Source organism: Sodalis sp. RH15, assembly GCF_047324255.1.
Lineage (GTDB): Bacteria > Pseudomonadota > Gammaproteobacteria > Enterobacterales > Enterobacteriaceae > Acerihabitans > Acerihabitans ligni.
Window position 1 is genome coordinate 3358643 of sequence record NZ_CP178738.1, and the last position, 23755, is coordinate 3382397.

Here is a 23755-nt window from a genome sequence, read left to right on the forward strand (position 1 = left end):
ATGGTTTGCAGGTTATCAATAGGCCGGCTGTTACCAGGCCGGCTGCGGTTCCCGAATGCCAATTTTGTTCCTGGCCTTATTGTCCGCATATCTGCCGTCGGCATATTCACCATAGGGATAGCTATGGTAAGCCATTTGTGACCGGTAGGCGCCGGGGGTCTGGCTGAACTGCCGCTTAAAGGCCCGGCTGAAGGACTGCTGGGAATCAAAGCCGCTTTGCAATGCGATATCCAGGATGCTCTGATCCTGCCGGCCAAGCTCGGTCGCCGCCCGTGAAAGGCGTCGGGTGCGGATATAGGAGCCCAAAGCATTGCCGGTAACGCTGCGGAACATCCGCTGCAAATGCCATTTTGAGTAACCCGATCTTGCGGCGACTTCATCCAACGATAAGGACTTATCCAGATTATTTTCCAGCCAGTCCTGTAAGTCTCGAATTATGACGTCCTGATTCATCGCGATTTCTCCGCAAAAGATAATGATGTACTAACAATATGACCGGTCGTATTGATAGTCAACTTCTTTTTATTAACGAACGATAATATTTTCACTACTGCTGAAAAAACGCGTTTTCCGGACGCGCTAATCCGAGGTGATCCCGCAGGGTCGTGCCGGTATAATCCCGGCGGAAAATACCGCGCCGCTGCAGTTCCGGCACCCCTTGCTCCGTTGTCCACGTATCATTGCTGTCCCTGTCATGCCATGTTTTTCGGGTTAAAAAATGTGTATCAGAAAATTTGTAATTTCCAGATTATCTAAGCGCCTATGGTTACCACACCGGCTGCGGTTCCCGACTGCCAATCTTGTTCTTGGCCTTCTTGTCCGCATATCTGCCGTCGGCATATTCACCATAGGGATAGCTAGGGTAAGCCATCTGCGACCGGTAGGCGCCGGGGGTCTGGCTGAACTGCCGCTTAAAGGCCCGGCTGAAGGACTGCTGGGAATCAAAGCCGCTTTGCAATGCGATATCCAGGATGCTCTGATCCTGCCGGCCAAGCTCGGTCGCCGCCCGTGAAAGGCGTCGGGTGCGGATATAGGAGCCCAAAGCATTGCCGGTAACGCTGCGGAACATCCGCTGCAAATGCCATTTTGAATAACCCGATCTTGCGGCGACTTCATCCAACGATAAGGACTTATCCAGATTATTTTCCAGCCAGTCCTGTAAGTCTCGAATTATGACGTCCTGATTCATCGCGATTTCTCCGCAAAAGATAATGATGTACTAACAATATGACCGGTCGTATTGATAGTCAACTTCTTTTTATTAACGAACGATAATATTTTCACTTCTGCTGAAAAAACGCGTTTTCCGGACGCGCTAATCCGAGGTGATCCCGCAGGGTCGTGCCGGTATAATCTCGGCGGAAAATACCGCGCCGCTGCAGTTCCGGCACCACTTGCTCCACCATGTCCTCCAACCCTCCCGGCAAGTAGGGGAACATAACGTTAAAGCCGTCTGACCCCTCCTCCGTCAGCCATTGCTCCATCTCATCGGCAATGGTCTGCGGGGTGCCGACAAATGCCAGCCCGGCATAGCTGCCGGCTTTTTGCGCCAGTTGGCGAATAGTCAGGTGTTCTGCGCGGGCGAGATCGAGGATGCGCTGCTGCTGGCTCTTGCTGGTATTGGTGGCAGGAATATCCGGCAGCGGGCCGTCCGGATCATAGCCGGAGACATCATAATCCAGCATACCGTTCAGCGAGCCGATACCGCTGTCGTAATGCACCAGGCTGTCCAAATGGGCGCGTTTTGCCTGGGCATCGGCCACCGTATCCCCCACCACCACAAAGGCGGCCGGGAGGATTTTTAGCGAGCGGGGATCGCGGCCGAGCGCCGCCATCCGCTGATGGATATCGGCATAGAATGCCTTGCCGCCGGTTAATGACGCTTCGGCGCCGAATATCACCTCAGCGGTTTGGGCCGCCAGCCGGCGACCGGCTTCGGACGCGCCGGCCTGGACGATAACCGGCCAGCCCTGTACCGGCCGGGCGATATTCAGCGGGCCGCGCACCGAAAAAGACTCGCCTTTGTGATTTAACACGTGCATGCGCCGGGGATCAAAAACAATACCCTGCTCCACGTCCCATAAAAAGGCATCGTCGGCGAAACTGTCCCATAACCCGGTTACCACATCGTAAAATTCCCGGGCGCGCTCATAGCGCGCGTCGTGATCCATCTGGCTTTCATAGCCGAAGTTCAGCGCGGCGTCGGGATTGGCGGTGGTGACGATATTCCAGCCCGCCCGGCCACCGCTGAGATGATCCAGGGAAGCGAAACGGCGCGCGATATGGAAAGGCTCGTCAAAGGTGGTGGAGGCCGTGGCCACCAGGCCGATTTTTTCCGTGGCTCCAGCCAGTGCGGACAGCAGGGTAAAAGGTTCAAACGAGGTGACGGTATGGCTGCGTTTCAAGGCGTCCGGCGGCATGTTCAGCACCGCGAGATGATCGGCCATGAAAAAGGCGTCGAATTTGGCCGCTTCCAATCGCAGGGCGAAGTCCCGCAGGTGGCGGAAATTGAAATTGGCGTCCGGATACGCGCCGGGATAACGCCACGCGCCGGTATGAATACTCACCGGGCGCATGAAGGCGCCCAGATGTAATTGACGGGATGAATCCATAACATCACCTCTGTTCACGGGCCTTGGTTAACAATTGCCAGCGATAAACCCTGGGGTTAGCTGACCGTCTGTCCGAACCGTCAGGCCAGCGCCCGCCTCCGGGCACCGAGCAGCACGGAAAAAACGCCGAACAGACTGACCAGCAAAATAACGACGGCGCCCGCGTCAATGGCCGTGGCCAGGCTCCAATGGGCGGCCACCGAACCCAGCGTCAGCGCGAAACCGCCCTGCACCAAATACGCCACCAGATAAAGGGCCGAAAGCGTTCCGCCGCGATGATGGGTGGGCGCGTACATATTGATAAGACCCAGCCCGCCCATGAACATAAGACAGTACGCCATACCCGCCATCATCAGGAAAGCCATAAATATCGCCAGGGAGTGTTCCGCCACGGACCAGGCCAGCAGGCCCATACCGCTGGCGGAAGCCACCACGCCCAGAGTAATGGCCGGGCGGGACGCCAGGCCTTTGGCCACCAGCCCGGTTGCGCCGGAAGAGAAGGCGAATACAGCGAGGGTGGCGCCGTTCAACAGGACATTGCCGGAGCCTATCAGGTCGCGGGCAATCTGCGCCCCCAGGGACAAGCCCAGGGCGCCGATGGCATAAGCGCTGGACACCGCCGCCGCCGATGAGATAAACACCGGCAGCAGTTCGCGGGGGATGGCGGGGGTTTTCGGCCGCCAACGTCCCTTCGCCTCAGCGCTGGTGTGCCGGGGTAAAAACCAGGCGGCGCCGAAAATCAGGGCGATAATCACCAGTAACAGCCAGAAATTCAGCCGGGTGGGCAACGGAGCGTATTCGATGAGCGCCCCGCCGATAAGGGTGGCCAGGGCCAGTCCGGCGGACTGCGCTACCGTGGTGATGGCGCTGGCTTTTTTGGCCTGGCCGGCCGCGCTGAATTCAATCATGGCCGCCGTGGCCGGTCCGGCCGAGAGGCCGACGCCGATGCCCATAAACCCACGGCCAATGTAAATCCATAACAAATCCGGGGCGACGGCAAACAGCATGACCCCCAGGAATGATGCGGCCAAGCCGAGCAGCATGGTGGTACGGCGCCCGATATAATCGGATATATCGCCGAAACAGATGAGCATGCCCACCACGACGATGGGATAAATGGCGAAAATGGCGGCGGTCTGGGTGGTATTCAGCCCCCACTCGACGGCATACAGCGGGTATGTCATCGCCGGGGCCGCACTGGTCCATATGGTATGCGCCACAACCGCCGCCGCGACCCAAAAACTGGCCCGTTGTCCAAGCATCATTATCCTTCCCGTCATGCCAAGATATCCGGCAGGGTTAAAAATATGTGAATAAGGATAATCAGTATGGATGTGCGTATTATTATCGTCAATAAAAATATGACCGACCGTATTATTTTTCATGATCGGGAATAGCGAGGGTATCTAAGGTAGGGTTATCACGATTTTGCCCGTGACATGCCCCGCGGCGCTAAGTGTGTACGCCTCTGCGGCCTGTGTGAGCGGGAACGTTTTTTCCAGGGCCACGCGGAAAGCCCCTGCCGAATAAAGCCGCCCTGCCTCGGCCAAGACCCGCTCAGGATTTTTCTGGGCCGCGAAAGATCCCTGTGCGCCGTATTGCGGCGCGGTAAAATCGGCGATGGAGAGGACGCGGGAAGGGTCTCGCACCAGGGCGATAAGCGTCGGTATAACGCCCGATCCCGCGAGATCAAGGGCGGCATTGACGCCGGTGGGCGCAAGTTTCCCCACCCGTTCAACGAGACCCGGCCCATAGGTGGTCGGGATGGCGCCGAGCCCGCGCAGGTAATCATGCTTAGGGGCGCTCGCAGTCCCTATCACGGTGATGCCGTGGTAACGCGCGAGCTGGATCGTTGCGGAGCCAACGCCGCCGGCCGCGCCGTTCACCAAAAGCGTCTCGCCGGGCTTTATTCCGACCTGGGCGAGAATGCGCGTCGCCGTTTCGACGATCACCGGGAACCCCGCCGCCGCGTCGAACGGCAGGCAGTCGGGCTTGCGGGCCCAGTGTGTCAGCACCGCGTATTGCGCCATCGTGTTGATACCGTAGCCGAAGACGGCGTCGCCAATGGCAACGTCTATGACGCCCGCGCCCACTTCATCCACTATGCCTGCCCCCTCAACCCCGACACCGGAAGGAAGCGGAATCGGCCTGTCCCGCCAGCGGCCGGCCCGAATCTTCAACCCGTCCGAAGGATTGACCCCGGCAGCCCGGACGGCAATCCGCACCTGTCCTGGACCTGCATGGGGCTCAACCGCGTCCACCACCCGCAGAACCTCGGGACCGCCATATTCACTAAATTGGACTGCTTTCATGAAAAACTCCTAAGTTGCCTGCTCAGGCGTAGGGCGTGCCTGACATTGCCGCTTTCACGCCGGCGGTGCCCTGATCAATAATGGCGAGAAAGACGGCTGTAGCTTGCGCTGTATCCCGCTCCCGTCGAAAGGTCCGATGAGCCTGGATAAAGGCCACGGTCCACGTCGCCAAGAGCAGGCCGGCCGCCAACCGGGCGTCGGAGTCGGTAGATTCCCGCCCTGCGCATTCGGATAGCGCAGCCGTAACCTCTTGCGCGAGCTCGTCACGTATCGCCCTGGCCCGGCCCTTAAGGATTTCGCTGCCCTCGATGGTTTCGATGAAACCTTGACCTGCGGCGGTAAACCTGACCAAAGGGCTCTGTTCCGCGACCAGCCGATGCGCGAGCAGTCGTAACGTCTCGATGGGAGTGACGCTAAGATCGCGCTGGCGCAGCGCGTCGCGCAGGATTTCGCGGCCCTCTTCGTCGCGATCAAAGAACATGTCTTCCTTGCGGGGAAAGTGATTGAATACCGTCATTCTTCCGACGTCGGCGGCTGCCGCGATTTCGTCTACCGTCACATGATCAAAGCCCCGCTCAAGGAAAAGACGCGTGGCGACAATGGAGATACCCTGTCGTGTGGCGAGGCGCTTGCGGGATCGACGGTCGGATGGCATTGACATGATGCTCCTGATGGCATATTTTTATACTCAGTATAAATTGGTATCAAGTATATTAAAATACCTATAGGAGAACAAGTTGATATTTATGTCAGGGGGCTCCCCAGCGGCGCCGCATGCTCCCATCTATCCAGGATCGCTATGAACAAACCGCTTATCGTTATCTTCACGACCATTGTCTTGGATGCCGTCGGCATCGGCCTTATCTTTCCGATTTTGCCTTCGCTGCTGCAGAGCGTGACTCACGCTGAAAACGTGGCGCTCTACATTGGGATTATGACGGCCCTTTATGCGGTGATGCAGTTCATTTTCGCACCGGTGCTCGGTTCGCTCAGCGACCGGCTCGGCCGGCGCCCGGTGCTCCTGATCTCGCTGGCCGGCGCGGCCGTCAACTATCTGGTACTGGCCTTTGCGCCCCATCTCTGGATGCTGCTGCTTGGCCGCGCCATTGCCGGCCTGACGAGTGCCAACATCTCTGTGGCGACCGCTTACATCACCGATATTTCCTCCGAGGATAAGCGCGCGCGCCGCTTTGGCCTTTTTAACGCTATGTTCGGCATAGGCTTCATCATCGGTCCGGTCCTCGGCGGCGTCCTCGGCGACTATTGGCTGCGGCTACCCTTTATTGCGGCGGCGGCGGTGAATGCCTGTAATCTCCTGCTGGCAATATTCATGCTGCCGGAATCGCGCACGCCTACCAGGGAGAAAATCAATCTGGCGGCGCTGAACCCTCTGCGGCCGCTGCGTTGGGTGTTCTCGGAAAAAAGCCTGTTGCCCGTCGCCATCATCTTTTTCATGTTCAGCGCCACCGGCGAAGTCTACGGTACCTGCTGGGCTCTATGGGGGAGCGACACCTTTCAGTGGAACGGACGTTGGATCGGCCTTTCACTCGGCGCCTTCGGTGTCTGCCAGACGCTTGCCCAGGCGTTCCTACCCGGCCCTGCGGTGAAGCTGCTGGGGGAACGCGCGGCCATTTTGACCGGCGTCGCCAGCACGTGCATCGCCCTGATAGTCATGGCCTTTGCCACCGAGAGCTGGATAATTTTCGCTATCATGCCGCTATTCGCCCTCGGCGGCATTGGCGCGCCGGCCCTGCAATCCCTGGCGACCCGACAGGTTGATGAGAGCCGGCAAGGCCAGTTTCAGGGCGTGCTGGCATCGGCCGTGAGCCTGGCCTCGATCCTGTGCCCACTGGCGTTCGCAAGCATCTATTTTACCGTCAGGGAACAATGGCCCGGCGCGATCTGGCTATCGGTCGTCGTCGTTTACGCTGTCATTGTGCCCCTCGTGCTCGGCTTGCGCTTTAAGAAGCCGGCAGAGGTCCCAACGCTATAACGCGTGGTATCAGGATGCCGCCGGCCGGGTCAGCAGCAGCGGAAAGGCCACGGCGAAGAAATCTTCCAGCGGCTGCCGGCAGCGGACGATTTTCATGCGCACCACCGCCCCTTCCCAGCTGTTGATGAGAAACCGGGCCATTTTTTCCGCGTCGAGAGTAGGAACGATACTGCCGTCCAGTTGCCCTTCATGCAGGGTAGCGGCCACTTGCGCGGTCCATTTTTCCAATGACTGGCCGATGGCCTGGCGTAATAGCGGGGTATTATCGGACATTTCGGCGGCGAGATTGGCGATTAAGCACCCTTTTTCATAGCCGAACTCGGCGTAATGGGCGGCCATAAATTCGAAATGGCCGCGTAATCGATCGATGGGGGGCAAAGCGGTGTCGGAAAGTATCTGTCGATTGCAATCCTTGCCGTAGATGCTGAGAACCTCAAGGGCCAGCAACTCTTTGGCTTTAAAATAATTATAAAACGAACCTTTCGGCACCCCGGCGGTATCCACGATATCCTGCACGCTGCATGCGCTGAAGCCGAGGGTGTGGAACCGGTCCAGTGCGGCGTCGACAATCTTGTCGCGTACGCTTGGTTTTGCCATGGGTTAACGTCTCTTGCAAACAAATACGGCCCGATTATAAGTACGGCCGGCCGGATTAAGCAAGAGCAGGCAGCCCGTTCTGCCACATCCGGCCGGGTAGACAGCCCATTCGGTCACAACCGGCCGGTCTTATGTGGCAGGGACGCCGACGATAACGCCACGGCAGCTTTATCCGGTACCCGCGGCCGCCATAGACGTTATCAGTGCGCAGCGGAGGACGGCGCGGCGGGTTTGCCGATTTTATGCATCAGCGGCACCATGGCGGTGGCAATCATAAAGCAGATCATGATGGCCATAAACGTGTCGCCGAAGGTCAAGGTGCGCGCTTCGCGGTAGGTCAGTGACCAGAGCTGCTGCAGCGCGGCGGTGGCGGCGGATGACGTATCATAGCCGAGTCCGATAAACCGTGCGGACAGGGTGTCCAGCAGCGTGTTCATCCCCTCATTGGGTTTGGTAAGGTATTCAGCCAGCCGGAAAAAATGCAGGTTGGTGCGATCGTTCAATAAGGTGGCGCACCAGGCGATACCGATGGCTCCCCCCAGGTTGCGCATCAGGTTGAATAATCCCGAGGCCATTTTCAGCCGCTCCGGAGCCAGGCTGCCGAGCGTGAGTGTCACCACCGGGGCGACGGAAAACTGCTGCGCCATGCCGCGAAACGCCTGAGGGATCAACAGTTCCCTCGCCCCCCAGTCATGGGTGATGGGCATGAAATTCCACATGGAAAAGGCGAAACAGGCCAGACCGAACATCAGCAGCCAGCGCAGATCCACGCGGTTGGCGAAATAGGAGTACACCGGAATGGACAGGATCTGGAAAATGCCGGTGGAAAATATCGCCAGGCCGATTTGCAGGGCGCTGTATCCCCTGACCTGGCTGAGAAAGAGCGGCGTCAGGTAGATGGTGGCGAAGATGCCGAGGCCCGCGATAAAGGAAAAAAAGCAGCCGAGGGCGAAATTTCGTTCTTTCAGCGCCCGTAAATCCACAATCGGCCGGGCAAAGGCCAGTGAACGCCAGATAAACAGTATCCCCGCTACGGCGGAAATCCAGGCGGTGGCGGTAATGGTGCCGTCGCTGAACCAATCCCAGCGCGGCCCCTCTTCCATAGTGTATTCCAAACAGCCCAGGCTGACGGCCATCAATACCATGCCCGGATAATCGGCGCCCCGCAGCAGGGAGAGATTGGGCCGGTCGATTCTGACCATCAGCGGAACCGCCACCGCGACAAAGGCTCCCGGCAGCAGATTGATAAAAAACAGCCAGTGCCAGGAATAGTTGTCGGTTATCCAGCCCCCTACCGTAGGCCCCAGGGTCGGGGCCAGCGACGCAATGCCGCCGACGGTGGCGGCGGCGAAAACCCGCTGCTTGCCGGAGAAAAAGATAAAGGCGGTGGTAAAGACCAGCGGAATCATCGAGCCGCCGAGAAATCCTTGCATGGCGCGGAACAGGATCATGCTCTGGATATTCCAGGCCCAGCCGCACAGCAGGCTGGAGAGGGTAAATCCGATGGCGGAGACGCTGAACAGCCAGCGGGTGGACATGACGTGCGCCAGCCAGCCGGAAAGGGGGATCACGATAATCTCGGCAATCAGGTAGGCGGTCTGCACCCAGACGGTTTCATCAGTGCCGGCGGATAATCCGCCGCCGATATCCTTCAGGGAGGCGGAGACGATTTGAATATCCAGCAGGGCGATAAACATACCGACGCACATGGTGGAGAAGGCGAATATCCTGCCCGGCAGCGTCATGCCTGCCGGCAGCGCCGCGACGGCGGACGACAGGGCGGCGTCGCTCATGGACGCTCCGTGCCGCGGCTGTCGATAGCGGCGGTCACCGACAGGCCGGGCCGCAAGAGTCCCAGCGTGCCGTCGTCTTTATCCAGCGTGATGCGTACCGGCACCCGCTGGACGATTTTGGTGAAATTGCCGGTGGCGTTTTCCGTCGGCAGGACGCTGAACTGAGCGCCCGTGGCCGGCGCCAGGCTGGCTACCGTACCGTGAAACAGCCGCCCCGGCTGGATATCGGCCCGCACGGTGGCGCGCTGCCCCGGCCGCATCTCCCCGAGCTGATCTTCTTTGAAATTGGCGTCTACCCACAGCCCCCGCGCCGGGATGATTTCCAGCAATTGGCTGCCGGCCCCGGCCCAAGCCCCCAGTCTGGCCCGGCGGTTACCCACCACGCCGTTAATGGGGGAACGGATCTGGGTGTATTCCAGATTCAGCCTGGCCAGATCGCGGCCGGCCGTGGCTTGATCCAAGGCGGCCAGTATCTGTCCTTTCTGGCTGTCGATAACCGACAGCTGGCGCTGGGCCGCCAGTAAAACCGCCTGTGCCTGCTGCCCGTCCGCTACCGCTTGCCGAAAATCGGCTTCGGCTTTTTGCAGGCTTTGTACCGAGACGGCCTCGCCCTTTTGCAATGTTTTATACCGCGCCAGATCGTCGCGGGTACGCTGGATCTGCGCGTCGTCGCCGGCGATGGTGGCCCGTGCCTGCTCAACCAGCGCTTCCTTCAGGCTGCGGGTAGAGGCAAGATTCACCAGGGCCGCCTGCTGGGCGGCTATTTCCCCTTCCGCCTTGGCCAGTTCCGCCCGGTAGTCGCGATCGTCCAGTTGGAGCAGCAGTTCGCCGGCCCGCACCGCCTGATTATCGGTGACGGCAATATTGGCAACATACCCCGCCACCTTGGCGCTGATGGTGGTGATATCGCCGCCGACATAAGCGTCGTCGGTGCTTTCCACGAAGCGGCTCTGGGTCCACCAATAATAGCCATAACCCAAAAGAATTACCGCGCCGGCCACCGTCAATCCCACGGTCAGCCTGTGGCGCTTTTTGGGACGGCGTTCCTGTTCGTCCGGTTGGTTTTGGGGAGTGGTCATGAATAATCCTTAAGCATCGGCTTTAGCGGGCGGGTTGAAACGCAGGTTTTCATTGCCGGCTTCCTGCTTTAAACGCAGGAAATCCATGCGGTAGCGCATTTGTTCGCTGGCTGCCGGCCCCGGCCCTACCCGATAGTTTTCGGAGGTGATTTTTTCGCCGGTATTCGCATCGATAAGAACCGGCTGCGCCGGCACGCCGGTATGGCGGTTAACCAGTACCGACGCCGCTCCTTCCGGTGAAAAATGCGCGTTGCCCCAGGCCACCAGCGCCCAGATAACCGGCCGGAAATCTTTGCCGGCGTCCGTCAGGTGGTACTCGAAGCGGGTCGGCGTCTCGCTGCAGGGTTTGCGCTCCAGCAGGCCGTTTTCCACCAGATCATTGAGCCGGCGGGTCAGCATGTTGGGGGCGATGTTCAGGCTGGTTTCGAATTCGGAAAAGCGCGTAAGGCCGTAGAAAGCATCACGCAGGATTAAGATGCTCCACCACTCCCCGACTCTGGCCAAACTTTTGGCAACGGGGCAAGGCATATCGCTGAAATCGGTTTTGTTCATGAGCCGCGGCTCCGGTGGTTAGTCACTATCAAGTTGATAGTAATGTAGGCGAAGTTACTATCAAGATGCAAGTCATATTTAAATTGGCGAGAAATTTATCGGGGATGGGGGATGAAATGAGGTTTGTGAGGGCACGGTCTCCCTTTAACAGGCTCGTTGCACGATGGAAGATAGCGGGCCTACCCTGGCATGGGGTACTCCGGCCGCCGCTGGACGGCGGCTTCGACCCCATTGCCACGGTCTCCCTTTAACAGGCTCATTGCACGAGCGATGCTCGCGGGCCTGGGCCGCCATGGGCGTTATTTGGCCGGCAATTCGATCTCGCTGGCCGATAGGGTGCCCATGTTGTGGTACATGGCGCAGGCGGCATCCACCAGGTTCATGGCCAGGGCTGCGCCGCTGCCTTCACCCAGGCGCATCTCAAGATCAAGATAGGGGCGGAGATCCAGCTGCGCCAGGGCGATTTTCGCCCCCTTTTCGGCGGACAGGTGGGAAGGAATCAGATAGGCGCGCGCCAGAGGCGCGATGCGGCAGGCCACCAGCGCGGCGGCATAGGACAAGAATCCGTCCAGGATAACCGGTAGCCCTTCGGCGGCGGCCCCCAGCATAACGCCGGCCATGCCGCCGAGATCATATCCGCCTACCTTCGCCAGTGTGTCGACGCCGTCCCGGGGGTCGGGACGATTGACGGCGATGGCCCGTTCCACCACGTCGATTTTGTGTTGCAGCAGCGCTACGGGCAGATTGGCGCCGCGCCCCACCACATCACCCGCCGCGGCGCCGGCCAGAACGCTGACCAGCGCCGCGGCCGGCGTGGTATTGGCCATGCCCAGCTCGCCGACGCCGAACAGGCTTACGCCCCGAGACGCATGCTCTGACACCAGCGCCGCCCCGATCTCCAGGACCTTTTCCGCTTCATCGCGGCTCATGGCCGGGCCGGCGGCGATATTGCCGCTGCCTCGGCCCATGCGCCGGTCAATCAAACCGGGCAGCGGAAGATCGCTGTCGATACCTAAATCCACCGCCGTGACCTGCGCGCCGGCATTGGCCGCCAGCACACACACTCCGGTAATGCCTTTCACCATATTCACCGCCTGGATAGCGGTGACGATACGCGGCGAAATGGCGACGCCCTCTTCATAGACGCCGTGATCGGCAATCATCACCATGATCTGTTTGCGGTCAAACTGCAGCGGACGGTCGCCCATGATGCCCGCCAGCTGCACGGCCAGCTGCTCCAGGCGGCCAAGGCTGCCGGGAGGTTTCAGCAAACCGTCCAGCCGTTGCTGCGCCGCCGCCATTGCGCCGGTATCCAGCGGCCTGATGGCATCGATAACCTGTTGCAGTGTGTTCATGATATCTCCTGAAAAAACGGTTAAGGGGCGGTTTTCCGGCCGCTGTCGTTTAAGCATGTCAATACGCAAAATCCGTCCGTCAGGGTGACCTGGCTAAAGGCGTTCTGACGAAAGCGAAAGTGCCACATGGCGTCGGGGGGGAGTCCCAGCAAGGTGGCCAGCAGAATACTCAACACGCCCTGGTGCGCTACCAACAGAATATTGCCGGCCTGTTCGCCGGTGAGACGCGCGGTGGCGTCAACAACCCGGCGGGAGAACTCCTGAAAACCTTCCCCGCCGGGGGGAACGGTATGCCGCCAGTCATCGCACCAGGCGCGATAACGCTCCGGGTCTTCCCGGCGCAAATCGTGGTGGTGGCGCAATTCCCACTCGCCAAAGGCCATTTCATTCCACTCCGGGGAACATTGCGGCTCCAGATGCGGGCGCAGGATGTTCGCCGTTTCCCTGGTGCGCCTCAGGGCGCTGGCGGCTATCATCTCGAACGGCACCTCGGCGAGTTGCCAGGCCACATGCTGCGCTTGCCAGCGCCCGTTCTGCGTCAGGGGAAGATCGCTTAGGCCGCAGTAGACCCCATCGTAATTGGCCTGGGTCTCGCCGTGCCGTACCAGATAGAGATTCATGCCGCTCTTCCCCCGTTCATGCCATGACCCCCAGCGCGGCCAGTAAAAACAGCCATTCAAACAGCTCGACGCCGCAGCCAAGGGTGTCGCCGGTCTGGCCCCCCAGGGTACGGTTGATTTTGGCGCGATAGATAAAAGACAGCGCCGCCGCGATAAGCGCCGCCAGGGCGCCGGTGAGACCGGCGATAAGCAGGGTCAGCAGCATGCCGATGAGCAGGGTCAGGGCGAAGGATTCACCGCTGATTTTACCGATATAGACATTGCCGAGGCCGTTCTCGCGGGCATAACGCTGGCGATACATCAGTACGGTGATCAAGGCCCGGCTGATAACCGGGGCGGCGATAATAAAGGGCAGAGCGCCGAGGGGATGCCCGGCCAGGGAGGCCAGGGCCACGGTGCGCAGTCCGACGGAAAAAATCAACGCCAGGGCGCCGTTGGTGCCGATGCGGCTGTCGCGCATGATCTCCAGCATCTGCTCGCGTTTGCGCGCCGAGAAAATGCCGTCGCAGGTATCCGCCAGTCCGTCGAGATGAAAGGCGCCGGTCACCATGGCGTTGGCCATAACCGTCAGGAACGCCGCCACCGGCGCGCCGAACAGGCGCTGGGCCAGGATGAAGACCAGTGCGCACAGGGTCCCCACCATCAACCCCACCACCGGTAGCCACATGACGCCGCGGGCATAGGAACTGAGCGGCAGGTCCGCCGTCCAGCGCGCCGGCACCGGCAGGCGCGTCAGAAACTGCATGGCGGCAAAAAGCTGTTTCATTGCACCGCCCCCGGTATGTCTATGTTTTTGCATAATCGTTTCATTACACCGCTCCCTGAATGCCGGCGCCCTTGATATGGACCGGAATGCCGGAAATCACCAGCCAGACGTCCTCGGCGGCGGCGGCCAGCCGCTGGTTGACCCGTCCGGCGATATCCCGGAACCGGCGGGCCAGCAGATTTTCCGGCACGATACCCATGCCCAGTTCGTTGGTGACCAGGATAACCCGGCATGTCGCCTCGGCGCAGGCGGCCAGCAACTGGTCGATCTCGCTGGCGATATGCCGTTCGATGGCGTCGAAATCCATGGCTTCCGGCGGGGTTTCCCCCGCCTCATCAAATAACAGATTGGTGATAAGGGTAGTGACGCACTCCAGCAGCACCGCGGTGACCTGCGGGTCATGGTCGCGGATAACCTGATGGAGATTCCGGTGCCCTTCCCAGGTCAGCCAGTGGGCGGGCCTATGGCGCCGGTGCTGCTCTACCCGCGCCGCCATTTCCCCATCGGTGACCCGGGAGGTGGCGATATACAGCACCGGCCCGTTTTGCCTTTGCGCCAGGGTTTCCGCCAGACCGCTTTTGCCGCTGCGGGCGCCGCCGGTAATAAGAATCATATGTCCGCCATAATGCGATAAATACGGGGTATATCGATATGGGCGCGCATCTGCGCCGCCAGGGCGTCGAACGAGCGCTGCTTGCGCTCCTGCCAGCCCATTACCGGCATATTCAGCGGACTGAGCCCCCGCCGCTCCCGCAGGGCGTCCAGCAGTGCACGGGTGAACTGCGGCGTATCGAACAGGCCGTGGATGTAGCTGCCGGCCACATCGCCCCGTAGGTTGATGGCGCCGTCGTCCTGGCGTAACGCCCGGCCGTTTTGCCGGGTCAGGCAGGCGAAAGGACGCACCCCGGCCCCCAGAATGGTCCGGCCCATGTGGATTTCATAACCGCCGAGGGTAAGCCCGCCGCCGGCGGCGAACACCCCGTCGGGCAACGCCAGCACCTCGGCCTCCACCTGGGTGGTCACCTTGCGCGGTTCGAAATGGGTTTCGCAGTTCAGCAGCCCGAGCCCTTCCGTTTCTTCCAAACCGGATTCGATACCGTCGGTGACCCGCCGGCCCAGCATCTGGAAGCCGCCGCAGATGCCCAGGATCGGCACGCACCGGTCGTGGGCGCCGCGGATCTCTTCATCGATGCCGTTGGCCCGCAAATAGAGCAAATCCCCGAGGGTATTTTTACTGCCGGGAATAATCAGCAGGTCCGGCACGCCAAGAGGGGTACCGCGCTTAACATAGCGCAGCCGCACATCGGGCTGCGCCGCCAGGGCGTTAAAATCGGAAAAGTTGGCGATGTGGGGCAGTTGCAGCACGGCGATATCCAAATCACGCCCCAGGTCCCGGCGGTATTTATCCCCCTGCAGGGCGACGCCGTCCTCGTCTTCCAGCGGTTCGTCAAACCAGGGCATCACCCCCACCACCGGCACGCCGGTAAGGGCTTCTATCTGGTTGATGCCCGGCTGCAGCAGCGCCGGGTCGCCGCGGAACTTATTGATGATCACGCCTTTTACCCGCGCTTTTTCTTCCGGACGCAGCAACGACAGCGTGCCGTAGATTGCGGCGAACACGCCGCCTTTGTCAATATCCGCCACCAGCAGCACCGGTGCGCCGGCCTGTTCCGCCATGCCCATATTGACGATATCGCGATCCCGCAGATTGATTTCCGCCGGACTGCCCGCGCCTTCCAATACGATGATATCGTTTTCCGCCGCCAGGCTGCGGTAAACTTCCCCTACCCGCTGACGCAGCTGCGGTTTGTATTGGTGGTAATCCATGGCATCCATATGGCAAAGCGCCTCCCCCATGACGATCACCTGGGATTTCCGGTCGCTGGTGGGTTTAAGCAGCACCGGATTCATCCGCACGTCCGGTTCGATACCCGCCGCTTCGGCCTGGAATACCTGCGCCCGGCCCATTTCGGCCCCGTCGCGGGTGATCCAGGAATTGAGCGCCATATTCTGCGCCTTGAACGGCGCGGTGCGATGGCCGTCCTGGGCAAAAATCCGGCACAATCCCGCCGCCAGCACGCTTTTACCCACATCGGACGCGGTCCCTTGCAACATGATTGAGAGTGTCATAATGAATCCTTGGGAAAATGCCGAACCGTCCGGCGACTGCGCGCCTTGGCAAGACGTCTCATGCGCTTTGCGCCGGCCAGCGCTTGTTCACCAGCACGGTGGAGAAATAGGGTAGCACCCGATCCGCCGCCATGTCGCCGAGGGCGCGGAAACACTGCTCCTGCGGCAGCGAGGCATCCGCCATCAGCAGGGCGTGATCCAGCAAATCCAGCCGCCGCAGCAATGCCTGGATACGGGCAAAGCGGCCGTAGACCTTCATCAGCACCACGCAATCATGGGTGAGCAGCGCCTGCTCCAGCGCCTCGTCGTTATCTGTGCAGGCCATGACCGCCAATGACTGGTTTTCCATCGCCAGGGGCACCTGGGCGCGTGCGGCAATACAGGCAAAAGAGGTGACGCCGGGAATAATCTCGATGGCGACGCGGTGCTGCAGGCGCGCCAGCAGGAAGACCCAGGTGCTATAAAGCATGGCGTCGCCGAGGGTGATAAACCCTACCCGTTTCCCGCTCGCCGCGTCGGCGGCCATCTCCTCCGCCACCGTATCCCACGCCGCGTTTTTTTCCGCCTCATTCAGGCTCATGGGAAAATGACGGGATTTAATCTCCACCCGGTGGGAAAGATATTCGCTCACAATACTCAGAGACAGGCTGTCGCCGCCCTTACGCCCCGCCGGCGCATAGAGAATATCCAGGATGCCAAGGATGCGCGCGCCGCGCACGGTGATGAGATCAGCGGCGCCCGGTCCGGTGCCGATGGCGTAAAGAGTGCCGCTCATAAGGCCGTTTCCTCGGGGATACGATCCAACAGGTGATCGACGAACATCTGCTGGATCAGGGGATTTTCCCCCAGCCCCTGCAGGTGGCAGCGGCAGTGATAGCCGGCCTGTTCCAGCCGGCTTTTCCACGAGCCAGGGTCATCGGAAGCCATGTCGTTGACCGCGTGATCGCCGGCCACCAGCATCAGGGGCATCAGATGCACAGTGCGCACCCGCTGTCTTTTCAGGCGGGCAATGACCAAATCCAGGTCGGGATAACTCTCCACCGCCCCCACCAGCGCCGGGATCCCCTCGGCGTCCAGCATATGATCCAGGCAGGCATAAGCGGAGAAAGCCGGATGCCCGGTGCCATGCCCCATGAATACCACCCGTTCATCATCGGCCAGGGACGGCATCTGGGCCCGCAGCGCCCCTATCAGCCGGCCATAATCCCGCTGATGATTGAGCAGCGGCGCGCCGATAAACAGGGCCTCGAAGCGGCCGTCCCAGCTTGAGGCATGGCGGACCAGCTTTTCATATTCATCGCCGTGGATAATATGCAGGGATTGTATCGCCACATCCTTGTAGCCCTGCTGCCAGAGTCTCTCCAGCGCCTGGGCCGGCGTATCGATGATAAGCCCGTCACGCTGCGCGAGTTTGCGCAGCACCATACCGGAGGTGAAGGCGCGAAAAGGGGTCCGGTCGGGAAAGGCCCCGGCGAGGCGCCGCTCGCAGGCGTCGATATTCCGGACGCGCGCGTCGCGGTAGGTGGTGCCGAAACTCACGGTTAATAGCGCTTTTTTCATTGCTTATTCCTTCAGGCTGGCGTCTGCGGCGCAAAGCCACCGATCCAGGCGCCGTTCAAATTCGTCCGGCGTGGAAATCACATCCTGCCAGTGCATGACCGGCCGGCGGAGGACCACACAGGGGATATTCTCTTCCAGGCAGGGGCGCACCTTGTCGATATAGCCTCCCTCCCGGCCCGACTCTTTGGTAATCATGACGTCCGGCCGGTAGCGGCGGTATAAGGCCAGGTTCAGCTCGGCGCTGAACGGGCCGGTCATGGCGACTATCTGATTGACTCCCAGTCCCAGCGCTTCGCACTGTGCGAGGATGCCGGACAAAGGCAGTACGCGGGCGATAAGGGTTTTGCCCGGCAGCAGCCGCACGTAGTCCGCCAATTGCTTGCTGCCGGTGGTCAGCAGCACCCGCGGCCCGAATTGCCCGGCCCGTTCGCAGGCCTGTTCGATGCTGTCCACCGGGAACAGGCAGGGATGGACAATGGCGTCGATGTCGCTGGGCCTTTCATAGCGGGTCAGCGGCACCCCCCGCTGCCGGCAGGCCTCGGCCAGGGTGAGGGATGCCTGTTCCGCATAGGGATGGGAGGCATCGATAACCCGGTGGGCGCAGCGCAGCCACTCCGCCATACCGTCGATATCAAGCCGTCCCACCTGCCGCCCGCCCCCCACGTCCTCCGCCAGCGCCTCGCCGGTGGCGGTGGCCACCGACAGGCTGTAGGGCACGCCCCGGCGCGTTAATATCCGGCATAGGGCCAGCGCGTCCGAGGTGCCGCCGAGAATATGGATATTGATACTCACTCTCCTTCCCTCGACCCCATTTAGTCCGCCGGCTCAAATTGATAGCCGCGGGGGGTAATCATCAGGCCGTCCCGGCAATAGGTGGAGCGGTTGCCGACAATCACCAGGCAGGTCATGTCCACCGGCTCAAAGTCCATGTCGCCGAGGGTGGTTGTCCATTTTTCCTGTTTTTTTCGTCCGGCGGCGCGCACCACGCCCACCGGCGTCTCGGCGGGCTTGTAGCGGCGCAGCGCCGCAAAGGCATTGGCCAGATGATCCTTTCGGCCGTTGCTGCGGGGATTATAAAAACAGATGACGAAATCCGCCTGCGCGGCGCACAGGATGCGTTTTTCAATCACCGGCCAGGGCGTCATCAGGTCGCTGAGGCTGATATGGCAATAATCATGCATCAGCGGCGCCCCCAGCAGCGAGGCGGCGGCGGTGCTGGAGGTGACGCCGGGTATCAGTTTTATCTGCACGTCCAGCCGCTGCTGGGTGGTCAATTCGAGAATCAGCCCGGCCATACCGTAAATACCGGCGTCACCGCTGCTGATCAACGCCACTTTGTTGCCCGCGGCGGCCAAATCCAGCGCCGCCTGGCACCGTTCGATCTCTTTGCACATGCCGGTTTTTATCACCTGCTTATCGCCGGTGAGGTGTTTAACCAGGTGGGTGTAAGTTTTATAGCCGACAATGATGTCGGCGTCCGCAATGGCGTCAAGGGCCTCCAGGGTCATGGCGCCCTGGTTGCCCGGACCGATACCGATAACATAAAGCATCAGCAGGCTACTCCTAAAGTGATGGTGACGCCTTGGGTGCGCAGCGTGTCGCCCACCAGGCGACCGTTGCTCATCAACCAGGCCACGGGCTGGGACACGCTGCCGATACCGGTAATGCGGCGAACGAATTCGGAGACCGGGAAACGCGCCGCCACCGGTTTGAGCACCTCGATGGAGTAGATTTCAAAGGGTACGCAGCATTGGTTGGCGAGATGGCGCAGCGCCGGCTCATCCTGTTTAATGGACACGCTGCCGATGGCGGATAGCGCCAGGGGATCGATATGCTGGCTGGCCAACTGCTGATTGAGCAGGCGCGACACCGTAGACGGCGGGGTATCCCGTCGGCAGCCGATACCGGCCACCACGCAGCGGGGGATCAGTTTATATATCGGCACCGGCAGCGCCGGCACCGTATCCCGCAGGCTGACGTACAGCAATGCGTCCAGCTCCGGCAAGTCGTCCAGATCGGTCACCAGAATCAGGCCGCGGGTATCGCAATACTCTTCGGGCCAGTGCATCTTGACGGCGGCCAGGGAGCTCCGATCCCAAAACAGGCCGACCTTGCCGCCGCTCACCAGCAGCTGATTGAGCTTTTTGCTGTTCTCGCGAAAATCCGTCATGGTGGCGTTCAGCTGCTGCGCCAGCATATCCACCGCCGCCAGCTGATTAACATCGGTGGCGGTGGTAATGACGGGCGCGGCGCCGATAAGACCGGCGATATAGCGGGTCAGCGCGTTGGCGCCCCCCATATGGCCGGACAGCAGGCTAATGGCATGGTGTCCCTGGTCGTCAAGCACCACCACCGCCGGATCGCTGAATTTATCTTTGATAACCGGCGCGATGACCCGCACCGTCAGCCCGGTGGCGCAAATGAAGATCAATGCCGAATACTGGTGGAAGATCTCGGCGACGGTTTGCGACAGGGTGCCGCGAAACGGTTCGAAACCGGGCTCCAGCAGATTTTGGCTGGTAAAACAGGTCATGGGCAGCCGGGCGGACAATCTTTTGGCCAGCCGTATTCCCCCCGGCGTCAGGCAAAACAGGGCGACCGACTCAGGCTTGACGATATTCATGAGAGAATCCGGCATGATAAAGTTTGGAATAATGGTATTCGTCGCCCATAAAGGCACCGACCAATATCAACGCGGTTTTGCCGATATCCGCCGCCCGGGCCAGGCCGGCGATATCGCTTAAGGTCCCGCGCACGGTTTTCTCTTCCGGCCAGGTGGCCTTGAAAATCACCGCCGCCGGCGTGTCGGCGGGATAGCCCCCGTCCATCAGCCGCCGCGCTACCCGTTCGATGGCCTGCACCGACAGAAAAATCGCCATGGAGGTGCGATGGGCGGCAAAAGACTCCAGGGATTCCAGCGGCGGCGTCGGCGTGCGCCCTTCCATGCGCGTAATAATCAGGCTTTGGGACACTTCGGGCACGGTATATTCCACCCCCATTTGCGCCGCCGCGCCGAGAAACGCGCTGACGCCGGGCACGGTGCTAAAACCGATTCCCAGTTTGGCCAGTTCTTCAATCTGCTCGCGGATAGAGCCGTACAACGACAAATCGCCGGTTTGCAGCCGCGCCACCAGCCGCCCTTCGGCTATCCCTTTATGCATCCGCCGGATAATGTCTTCCAGGGTCATGCCGGCGCTGTCATAACACTCCGCCTCCGGTTTGCAGTATTCCAGCAGAGCGGGGTTGATCAGGGAACCGGCATAGATAACCACATCCGCCCGGCACAGCAGCCGGTACCCTTTAAGGGTGATAAGCTCCCGGTCCCCCGGTCCGGCGCCGACAAACCACACCAACCGTCGATCAAATGACTCTGTCATACCTTCTCCTTCTGACAGGAAAGAATAAAAGCGGGATTGTTCGGCTTGAAATAGTGACCGTTACCCAGACGGGCCAGAGACGATACCTGGATTTGGATACAATCGGGCCGGCTAAAACCCCGTAGGGTTAAACTTTTCAGCGCCTCATTGAGGTTTTCCAGCAGGATGAGGTTAATCACCAGCCGTCCCCCCGGCGCCAGCAGATCGCCGGCCCAGAGGATAATCTGTTGAAGATTGCCGCCGCTGCCGCCGACAAAAACGGCGTCGGTCTGTCCGGCAAAAGGAAGCGGCAACGGCAGCGGCGCCACGCCCTCGACGACCTGCACCCGGCCAAGACGGAATTTGTCGCAATTGCGGCGGATCAGGTCCAGGGCCTCGGCGTTGCGCTCTATGGCCGCGACCTTCAGCGCCGGGTAGCGGCAGGCGGCTTCAACGGCCACGCTGCCGGTGCCGGCCCCCACGTCCACCATCACCTGCGCTTGCGCCAGATCCAGCCGCTCCAGCGCTATCTGGCGCACTTCGCGTTTGGTCATCGGCACGGCGCCGCGAATAAAGTCTTCATCTTTCATCAGGGAAACCTGTCCATTTGTCCGGTCCGCTTCGCAACGCGCCATGGCCGGCGGTAAGGTAGTGTTCATCGAGGATCGCCACCACATTCATGTCATATTCCCGCGCCACGTGTTGGGGAGACAGAATATGGATACGCTCGTCGGCATAGGAGAGATTTTCTCCCACCGCCAGGGTACGGCGCAGGCCGCGCGACAGGATCTGGCGGGCGATTTCATAGGGTCCGATATGCCGGTCGGTCATCATGGCCACTTTGCCGTGCCGCAGTATAAAATCGAAGTCCGGTTCGCGGCCGTGGCTGCTGGTAAGATAAATATCGTTCATGGACAGCCCCAGGCGCGAGAACAGGTATTGCACCGCGCTGATGCCGGGCACCACCAGCAGCGGCCCGTCCGCATGGCGGCTCAGGTAATCGCCGATGCCGTATAACATCGGGTCGCCGGACGCCAGCACCACCACCCGCTGCTCCCGGTGGGCGGCCAGCCAGGCGGCCAGGGCCGGGAGGGAGGCGTCCAGCAACCGTTTCTCCTGGCGTACTTCCGGGAAGCAGGCCAACTGGCGCGGGCTGCCGATAAGCACGTCGCAGCGTTCAATCAGCCCTCTGGCCCGGGGCGTAAGATAACCCACATCCCCAGGCCCCAGTCCCACCACGCTCAGGCGGGCATCGTTCATCGAAACGCCTCCGTTAATTCCGCCACCGGCCGGCTGCTGCCCAGCACCTGCTGATCGAAAGAGAACAGCAGCGCATCGCAGCGCGGCGGCCGGGGGGAGAAACGCAGCAGCTCGGTCATACGCTCCGCCACCCGCCGGGCAATGGCCGGATAGACCCGCTGCCAGCCGGCATCGTTTATCAGCGCCATCGCCTCCTCGGTGGTAAGGCAGGCCGCCACCCGGTGCATCAGTTCATGGGGAGCGTCGCACAGGGCCAGCCAGGCTACCAGGGTTTCCATCCGCCCGTCGGCGATATGGCTGTGCGTATGGAAAATTCCCGCCGCCACTTTTATAAGCTTACCGAAATGCCCCACCATCAATACCTGCCGGAAGCCCAGCCGCTCGGTCTCTTTGAGCATATAACCGACAAAATTGCTCATGGTGACAACGTCACCTGGATCCAGTCCCAATTGCTCGCGCACAAAACGCTCGCCGTGATTGCCCGGCACCAGGATCACCCGTTCGCGCCCTTCGGCCCGCTTCATGCCCAGCTCCAGCGACAGCGAACTTTTCCAGCTCTCCTCGGACATCGGCGTGACGATGCCGGTGGTGCCGATAATGGAAATCCCCCCCAGGATGCCCAGCCGGCCGTTGTAGGTTTTTCGCGCCCGCTCTTCCCCTTCGGGGGCGAAAATTTCCACGTCGGCGCCGCGCCCGGGACCTATCACCTCGCGCACCGCCGCCTCGATGGTTTGCCGGGGAGTTTTATTGATGGCGGCCTGGCCGATGTCCAGCCCGATACCGTTGCGGGTGACCCGGCCGACGCCGGCGCCGCCGTCAATGACGATGGCCGGGTCGCCGCGCAGGCTGACCCGGGCGAAAATCAGCATGCCGTCGGTGGCGTCCACATCATCGCCGCCGTCCTTGCGAATGGCTGCGGTGGCCTGTGCCGGGCTTATCAGCGGCCGCTCCACGTTCAGGTGCAGCGTGGCGCCGGACGGAGTGACGATGGAGACGTTGTCGATGATTTGCTGGCGCAGCAGCATCAGCGCGGCCACCTTCGCCGCGGCGGTGGCGCACGAACCGGTGGTATAGCCCTTGCGATAGGCCTTGCCGTTATGCCAAATCACCTCGTCCATCAGGCCTCCCGCAGCTGATACAAAATGGCGTTGACGATGGCGGCGGCGATATTGCTGCCGCCTTTGCGTCCCAGGGCGGCGATACAGGTGAGGCCGCTTTCCGCCAGCGCCTGTTTGGACTCGGCGGCGCCGACAAAACCCACCGGCACGCCGATCACCGCTTCCGGCCGGGCGCCGGTGCCCGCGGCCTGGTGTTCCAGCAAACGAAACAGCGCCGTCGGCGCGTTGCCGAACACAAACAGGCTTTTGCCCGGTTCGCCGACGGCCCGGTCCACCGCCGCCATGGAACGGGTGATGCCCTGCCGGCGCGCCTGTGCCGCCACCAGCTCGTCGCCGATAAAACAGTGGATCCGGCAGCCCAGGCGGGTCAGTTCATGCTTATTGATGCCAGACAGCGCCATGGTGGTATCGGTATACAGCGTACATCCGGCCGCCAGGGCGCTGGCGATGCCAGCGGGTGCGTCGGCGGAAAAATGCAGGATATCCAGCCAGTCGAAATCCGCGCTGGTATGAATGGCGCGCAGGATGATCTTCTCTTGCCATGGGTCGGAGAAATGAAATTCAGGCCGCTCGCGGGCAATAATGTCCCGGATAATATCGAAACTGGTCTGTTCGATTTGCTGCGGTTGCTTGATATAAGGCATTCTTTTCA

General features: G+C 60.9%; 24 protein-coding genes and 2 pseudogenes. 1 reads left to right on the forward strand and 25 read right to left on the reverse strand.

Features of this window, described 5'->3' with window-relative positions:
• Positions 1 to 120: 120 nt before the first annotated feature.
• From ACL2XO_RS15295 to ACL2XO_RS15320, 6 genes and pseudogenes are all read right to left on the reverse strand, one after another.
• A pseudogene (locus tag ACL2XO_RS15295) lies at positions 121 to 453 on the reverse strand (helix-turn-helix domain-containing protein); the annotation flags it as partial.
• A gap of 424 nt (positions 454 to 877) precedes the next feature.
• A pseudogene (locus tag ACL2XO_RS15300) lies at positions 878 to 1189 on the reverse strand (helix-turn-helix domain-containing protein); the annotation flags it as partial.
• A 91-nt stretch (positions 1190 to 1280) separates the two neighbouring features.
• On the reverse strand, positions 1281 to 2612 hold the full coding sequence (locus ACL2XO_RS15305; RefSeq protein ID WP_132921529.1) for an LLM class flavin-dependent oxidoreductase: 1332 nt from the start codon (positions 2610 to 2612) through the stop codon (positions 1281 to 1283).
• A gap of 80 nt (positions 2613 to 2692) precedes the next feature.
• Positions 2693 to 3877: an MFS transporter gene (locus ACL2XO_RS15310; RefSeq protein WP_413740985.1), complete on the reverse strand. Its 1185-nt coding sequence runs from the start codon at positions 3875 to 3877 to the stop codon at positions 2693 to 2695.
• 141 nt (positions 3878 to 4018) lie between these two features.
• The gene (locus ACL2XO_RS15315) at positions 4019 to 4924 is read right to left on the reverse strand and encodes an NADP-dependent oxidoreductase (protein ID WP_413740986.1); all 906 of its coding nucleotides are present in this window, start codon (positions 4922 to 4924) and stop codon (positions 4019 to 4021) included.
• A gap of 22 nt (positions 4925 to 4946) precedes the next feature.
• Positions 4947 to 5585, reverse strand: coding sequence for a TetR/AcrR family transcriptional regulator (locus ACL2XO_RS15320; RefSeq protein WP_413740987.1), 639 nt, complete (start codon positions 5583 to 5585; stop codon positions 4947 to 4949).
• Positions 5586 to 5723: 138 nt separating this feature from the next.
• On the opposite strand from ACL2XO_RS15320, the gene ACL2XO_RS15325 reads away from it, so the two are divergent.
• The gene (locus ACL2XO_RS15325; protein WP_132921525.1) at positions 5724 to 6917 is read left to right on the forward strand and encodes a TCR/Tet family MFS transporter; all 1194 of its coding nucleotides are present in this window, start codon (positions 5724 to 5726) and stop codon (positions 6915 to 6917) included.
• A gap of 9 nt (positions 6918 to 6926) precedes the next feature.
• Here the strand turns inward: ACL2XO_RS15325 and ACL2XO_RS15330 are convergent, their stop codons facing one another.
• From ACL2XO_RS15330 to ACL2XO_RS15420, 19 genes are all read right to left on the reverse strand, one after another.
• Positions 6927 to 7514 carry a TetR/AcrR family transcriptional regulator gene (locus ACL2XO_RS15330; RefSeq protein ID WP_132921524.1) on the reverse strand — a complete coding sequence of 196 codons (588 nt, stop codon included), beginning with the start codon at positions 7512 to 7514 and terminating at the stop codon, positions 6927 to 6929.
• Positions 7515 to 7714: 200 nt separating this feature from the next.
• Complete coding sequence (locus tag ACL2XO_RS15335; RefSeq protein ID WP_413743067.1) at positions 7715 to 9259, reverse strand: DHA2 family efflux MFS transporter permease subunit; 1545 nt, start codon at positions 9257 to 9259, stop codon at positions 7715 to 7717.
• Positions 9260 to 9303: 44 nt separating this feature from the next.
• Positions 9304 to 10386 carry an HlyD family secretion protein gene (locus ACL2XO_RS15340; protein ID WP_413724501.1) on the reverse strand — a complete coding sequence of 361 codons (1083 nt, stop codon included), beginning with the start codon at positions 10384 to 10386 and terminating at the stop codon, positions 9304 to 9306.
• Positions 10387 to 10395: 9 nt separating this feature from the next.
• The gene (locus tag ACL2XO_RS15345; protein ID WP_132921521.1) at positions 10396 to 10938 is read right to left on the reverse strand and encodes a winged helix-turn-helix transcriptional regulator; all 543 of its coding nucleotides are present in this window, start codon (positions 10936 to 10938) and stop codon (positions 10396 to 10398) included.
• Positions 10939 to 11237: 299 nt separating this feature from the next.
• Positions 11238 to 12293, reverse strand: a complete 1056-nt coding sequence (gene cobT, locus ACL2XO_RS15350; RefSeq protein ID WP_413740988.1) for a nicotinate-nucleotide--dimethylbenzimidazole phosphoribosyltransferase — start codon at positions 12291 to 12293, stop codon at positions 11238 to 11240.
• Positions 12294 to 12313: 20 nt separating this feature from the next.
• A complete protein-coding gene (locus tag ACL2XO_RS15355; RefSeq protein WP_413740989.1) occupies positions 12314 to 12913 on the reverse strand; it encodes an adenosylcobalamin/alpha-ribazole phosphatase in 600 nt (199 codons plus the stop codon).
• A 16-nt stretch (positions 12914 to 12929) separates the two neighbouring features.
• On the reverse strand, positions 12930 to 13679 hold the full coding sequence (cobS, locus tag ACL2XO_RS15360; protein ID WP_132927740.1) for an adenosylcobinamide-GDP ribazoletransferase: 750 nt from the start codon (positions 13677 to 13679) through the stop codon (positions 12930 to 12932).
• 43 nt (positions 13680 to 13722) lie between these two features.
• Positions 13723 to 14292 (reverse strand): bifunctional adenosylcobinamide kinase/adenosylcobinamide-phosphate guanylyltransferase, encoded by a 570-nt coding sequence (gene cobU, locus ACL2XO_RS15365; protein WP_413740990.1) that lies wholly within the window; start codon positions 14290 to 14292, stop codon positions 13723 to 13725.
• Positions 14289 to 15809: a cobyric acid synthase gene (locus ACL2XO_RS15370; RefSeq protein WP_413740991.1), complete on the reverse strand. Its 1521-nt coding sequence runs from the start codon at positions 15807 to 15809 to the stop codon at positions 14289 to 14291. The genes cobU and ACL2XO_RS15370 overlap by 4 nt, the downstream gene beginning before the upstream one ends.
• A 58-nt stretch (positions 15810 to 15867) precedes the next feature.
• Positions 15868 to 16584, reverse strand: coding sequence for a cobalt-factor II C(20)-methyltransferase (locus tag ACL2XO_RS15375; protein WP_413740992.1), 717 nt, complete (start codon positions 16582 to 16584; stop codon positions 15868 to 15870).
• Positions 16581 to 17369 (reverse strand): sirohydrochlorin cobaltochelatase, encoded by a 789-nt coding sequence (gene cbiK, locus ACL2XO_RS15380; protein ID WP_413740993.1) that lies wholly within the window; start codon positions 17367 to 17369, stop codon positions 16581 to 16583. Before cbiK ends, ACL2XO_RS15375 begins: the two co-directional genes overlap by 4 nt.
• A 3-nt stretch (positions 17370 to 17372) precedes the next feature.
• Entirely contained in the window at positions 17373 to 18161 is a 789-nt protein-coding gene (gene cobK / locus ACL2XO_RS15385; protein ID WP_413740994.1) for a precorrin-6A reductase, read from the reverse strand.
• 20 nt (positions 18162 to 18181) lie between these two features.
• Entirely contained in the window at positions 18182 to 18919 is a 738-nt protein-coding gene (locus ACL2XO_RS15390) for a precorrin-3B C(17)-methyltransferase (protein ID WP_132921513.1), read from the reverse strand.
• Positions 18919 to 19992 (reverse strand): cobalt-precorrin 5A hydrolase, encoded by a 1074-nt coding sequence (cbiG, locus tag ACL2XO_RS15395; RefSeq protein WP_413740995.1) that lies wholly within the window; start codon positions 19990 to 19992, stop codon positions 18919 to 18921. Before cbiG ends, ACL2XO_RS15390 begins: the two co-directional genes overlap by 1 nt.
• The gene (locus ACL2XO_RS15400; protein ID WP_132921511.1) at positions 19973 to 20746 is read right to left on the reverse strand and encodes a cobalt-precorrin-4 methyltransferase; all 774 of its coding nucleotides are present in this window, start codon (positions 20744 to 20746) and stop codon (positions 19973 to 19975) included. Before ACL2XO_RS15400 ends, cbiG begins: the two co-directional genes overlap by 20 nt.
• Positions 20743 to 21315 (reverse strand): decarboxylating cobalt-precorrin-6B (C(15))-methyltransferase, encoded by a 573-nt coding sequence (locus tag ACL2XO_RS15405; RefSeq protein WP_413724510.1) that lies wholly within the window; start codon positions 21313 to 21315, stop codon positions 20743 to 20745. The genes ACL2XO_RS15400 and ACL2XO_RS15405 overlap by 4 nt, the downstream gene beginning before the upstream one ends.
• Entirely contained in the window at positions 21305 to 21985 is a 681-nt protein-coding gene (locus ACL2XO_RS15410) for a cobalt-precorrin-7 (C(5))-methyltransferase (RefSeq protein ID WP_413740996.1), read from the reverse strand. Before ACL2XO_RS15410 ends, ACL2XO_RS15405 begins: the two co-directional genes overlap by 11 nt.
• Positions 21982 to 23103 (reverse strand): cobalt-precorrin-5B (C(1))-methyltransferase CbiD, encoded by a 1122-nt coding sequence (gene cbiD, locus ACL2XO_RS15415; RefSeq protein ID WP_132921508.1) that lies wholly within the window; start codon positions 23101 to 23103, stop codon positions 21982 to 21984. Before cbiD ends, ACL2XO_RS15410 begins: the two co-directional genes overlap by 4 nt.
• Entirely contained in the window at positions 23103 to 23747 is a 645-nt protein-coding gene (locus ACL2XO_RS15420) for a cobalt-precorrin-8 methylmutase (protein ID WP_413740997.1), read from the reverse strand. The genes cbiD and ACL2XO_RS15420 overlap by 1 nt, the downstream gene beginning before the upstream one ends.
• Positions 23748 to 23755: the final 8 nt, after the last annotated feature.

Excerpts from the sequence above, each read along its gene's own strand:
- ACL2XO_RS15305 (WP_132921529.1), bottom strand. The coding sequence starts at position 2,612 with ATGGATTCATCCCGTCAATTACATCTGGGCGCCTTCATGCGCCCGGTG.
- ACL2XO_RS15310 (WP_413740985.1), bottom strand. The coding sequence starts at position 3,877 with ATGATGCTTGGACAACGGGCCAGTTTTTGGGTCGCGGCGGCGGTTGTG.
- ACL2XO_RS15315 (WP_413740986.1), bottom strand. The coding sequence starts at position 4,924 with ATGAAAGCAGTCCAATTTAGTGAATATGGCGGTCCCGAGGTTCTGCGG.
- ACL2XO_RS15320 (WP_413740987.1), bottom strand. The coding sequence starts at position 5,585 with ATGTCAATGCCATCCGACCGTCGATCCCGCAAGCGCCTCGCCACACGA.
- ACL2XO_RS15325 (WP_132921525.1), top strand. The coding sequence starts at position 5,724 with ATGAACAAACCGCTTATCGTTATCTTCACGACCATTGTCTTGGATGCC.
- ACL2XO_RS15330 (WP_132921524.1), bottom strand. The coding sequence starts at position 7,514 with ATGGCAAAACCAAGCGTACGCGACAAGATTGTCGACGCCGCACTGGAC.
- ACL2XO_RS15335 (WP_413743067.1), bottom strand. The coding sequence starts at position 9,259 with ATGACGCTGCCGGGCAGGATATTCGCCTTCTCCACCATGTGCGTCGGT.
- ACL2XO_RS15340 (WP_413724501.1), bottom strand. The coding sequence starts at position 10,386 with ATGACCACTCCCCAAAACCAACCGGACGAACAGGAACGCCGTCCCAAA.
- ACL2XO_RS15345 (WP_132921521.1), bottom strand. The coding sequence starts at position 10,938 with ATGAACAAAACCGATTTCAGCGATATGCCTTGCCCCGTTGCCAAAAGT.
- cobT (WP_413740988.1), bottom strand. The coding sequence starts at position 12,293 with ATGAACACACTGCAACAGGTTATCGATGCCATCAGGCCGCTGGATACC.
- ACL2XO_RS15355 (WP_413740989.1), bottom strand. The coding sequence starts at position 12,913 with ATGAATCTCTATCTGGTACGGCACGGCGAGACCCAGGCCAATTACGAT.
- cobS (WP_132927740.1), bottom strand. The coding sequence starts at position 13,679 with ATGAAACAGCTTTTTGCCGCCATGCAGTTTCTGACGCGCCTGCCGGTG.
- cobU (WP_413740990.1), bottom strand. The coding sequence starts at position 14,292 with ATGATTCTTATTACCGGCGGCGCCCGCAGCGGCAAAAGCGGTCTGGCG.
- ACL2XO_RS15370 (WP_413740991.1), bottom strand. The coding sequence starts at position 15,809 with ATGACACTCTCAATCATGTTGCAAGGGACCGCGTCCGATGTGGGTAAA.
- ACL2XO_RS15375 (WP_413740992.1), bottom strand. The coding sequence starts at position 16,584 with ATGAGCGGCACTCTTTACGCCATCGGCACCGGACCGGGCGCCGCTGAT.
- cbiK (WP_413740993.1), bottom strand. The coding sequence starts at position 17,369 with ATGAAAAAAGCGCTATTAACCGTGAGTTTCGGCACCACCTACCGCGAC.
- ACL2XO_RS15390 (WP_132921513.1), bottom strand. The coding sequence starts at position 18,919 with ATGCTTTATGTTATCGGTATCGGTCCGGGCAACCAGGGCGCCATGACC.
- cbiG (WP_413740995.1), bottom strand. The coding sequence starts at position 19,992 with ATGAATATCGTCAAGCCTGAGTCGGTCGCCCTGTTTTGCCTGACGCCG.
- ACL2XO_RS15400 (WP_132921511.1), bottom strand. The coding sequence starts at position 20,746 with ATGACAGAGTCATTTGATCGACGGTTGGTGTGGTTTGTCGGCGCCGGA.
- ACL2XO_RS15405 (WP_413724510.1), bottom strand. The coding sequence starts at position 21,315 with ATGAAAGATGAAGACTTTATTCGCGGCGCCGTGCCGATGACCAAACGC.
- ACL2XO_RS15410 (WP_413740996.1), bottom strand. The coding sequence starts at position 21,985 with ATGAACGATGCCCGCCTGAGCGTGGTGGGACTGGGGCCTGGGGATGTG.
- cbiD (WP_132921508.1), bottom strand. The coding sequence starts at position 23,103 with ATGGACGAGGTGATTTGGCATAACGGCAAGGCCTATCGCAAGGGCTAT.
- ACL2XO_RS15420 (WP_413740997.1), bottom strand. The coding sequence starts at position 23,747 with ATGCCTTATATCAAGCAACCGCAGCAAATCGAACAGACCAGTTTCGAT.